Source organism: Pseudomonas sp. MWU15-20650, assembly GCF_023242475.1.
Classification (GTDB): Bacteria; Pseudomonadota; Gammaproteobacteria; order Pseudomonadales; family Pseudomonadaceae; genus Aquipseudomonas.
This window is the reverse complement of sequence record NZ_JALJFG010000072.1, coordinates 1-2001: the sequence shown is the minus strand read 5'-3', so window position 1 is coordinate 2001 and position 2001 is coordinate 1. Positions and strand designations below refer to the sequence as shown.

General features: G+C 56.2%; 2 protein-coding genes. Both read left to right on the top strand.

All coding sequences use genetic code 11. The features are described from left to right. Positions 1-66: 66 nt before the first annotated feature. On the top strand, positions 67-426 hold the full coding sequence (gene tnpB, locus M5B43_RS27130) for an IS66 family insertion sequence element accessory protein TnpB (RefSeq protein ID WP_240055051.1): 360 nt from the start codon (positions 67-69) through the stop codon (positions 424-426). An 18-nt stretch (positions 427-444) separates the two neighbouring features. Further along, positions 445-1956, top strand: a complete 1512-nt coding sequence (locus tag M5B43_RS27125) for an IS66 family transposase (RefSeq protein ID WP_248752943.1) — start codon at positions 445-447, stop codon at positions 1954-1956. The last annotated feature ends 45 nt before the right edge of the window (positions 1957-2001 follow it).

Sequence of the window (2001 nt, the reverse complement as noted above, 5' to 3'; positions counted from 1 at the left end):
CCCACATTCAAAGCGCTTAGCTGATCCCGGATGCTGTGCTCCCGATTCCCTCAGGAGCCAGCCGCCATGATGCGACCCGATGCCAAAGTCGAAAAAGTCTATCTCTACCCCAAACCCGTGGACTTTCGAAAATCCATTGATGGCCTAGCTGCGCTGGTCGAGTTGGATATCAAGGTGGCGGTATTCGACCCCGTGTTATTTGTCTTTCTCAACAAGCCACGTAACCGCGTGAAGATCTTGTACTGGGAACGCAACGGTTTCTGCCTTTGGCTCAAACGCCTCGAATCCGAGCGTTTCAAAACATCGCCCGACGCAGCGGACGAAGCGATTGTTCTGACTGTGCAGGAACTCAACTGGCTATTGGATGGTTTCGACCTCTGGCGTAATCGCCCTCATCAGGTTTTGACGCCGCGATTCGTGGCCTGATTCGGTATAATCCAGGGCATGAATCACATGCCCGAAAACTTTCCCGATGACCCCGAATTGCTCAAGCAGATGCTTGCGAAGATGCAGTCCAGAGTCGGCTTTCTTGAAGAACAGGTTGCCCTGCTGCGTCAGCGACTGTTTGGCCGACAATCCGAGCAAGCGGTCGATCCTGCGACGCCGCAAATGGCGTTGTTCAACGAAGCAGAACACGAAGTAGAACCCGTCGACGAATCCGCTGAGGAAGAGGAGGTATCACCCGCCAAGCGGCGCGGCAAACGCAAGCCGTTGCCCGCCGACCTGCCGCGCATTGAAATCATCCACGAACTTCCTGAGCATGAACTGACGTGCGTATGTGGCTGCCGCAAGCACGCCATTGGTGAGGAAGTCAGCGAGCAGCTTGAAATCGTGCCGATGCAAATCCGAGTTATCAAGCACGTGCGCAAGGTATACGGCTGCCGCGACTGCGAAATAGCTCCCATAACAGCAGACAAACCGGCCCAACTGATCGAAAAAAGCATGGCCAGCCCCAGCGTGCTAGCCATGCTGCTGACCACCAAGTACGTGGATGGTTTGCCGCTTCACCGCTTTGAAAAAGTGCTGAGCCGTCACGGCGTCGACGTCCCGCGCCAGACCCTGGCCCGCTGGGTTATCCAGTGCGGTGAGTATTTACAGCCACTGCTGAATCTGATGCGCGATCAACTGCTGGAAAGCCGCGTTATCCACTGCGATGAAACTCGCGTTCAGGTCTTGAAAGAGACAAGCCGACAGCCCGGCAGTCAGTCCTGGATGTGGGTGCAGACCGGCGGTCCGCCCGACAAACCGGTGATCCTTTTCGACTACTCCACCAGCCGTGCGCAGGAAGTACCGGTGCATCTGTTCGAAGGCTATCGCGGCTATCTGATGACAGACGATTACGCCGGTTACAACGCACTGGGCGCGCAGGATGGCGTCGAGCGTTTGGGGTGTTGGGCGCATGCACGGCGCAAGTTTGTTGAAGCGCAGAAACTGCAACCCAAAGGCAGGACGGGACGTGCGGATATAGCGTTGAAGCTGATCAGCAAGCTATACGGCATCGAGATCGCGTACAAAGAAAGTAGCGATGATGGCCGCAAACGAGGTCGTCAGGATTTAAGTTGCCATGTGATGAGCGAGCTAAAGGCTTGGGTCGATAAAACGCTCCCCTATGTCACAACGCAGAACGCACTGGGCAAGGCCGTAACCTATCTGGCCAACAACTGGAACAAACTCGAGCGGTATGTCGAGGAAGGCTATTTGCCGATCGACAATAACCCAGCCGAGCGCGCCATCAGACCCTTCGTGATCGGTAGAAAGAACTGGTTGTTCAGCGACACGCCCAACGGCGCGACGGCCAGTGCTCGGCTCTACAGCCTAGTCGAGACAGCCAAAGCCAACGGTCAGGAGCCCTATGCGTGGCTGCGCCACACACTGGAGCGGTTGCCGCAGGCGGCATCAGTTGAAGATTACGAAGCCTTGCTGCCTTGGAACTGTACGCCTCAGGTGTATGGCTAAACGCTCTGTCCGCCTTTTGCTAGGTGGGGTTTATGGAGCGCTTAC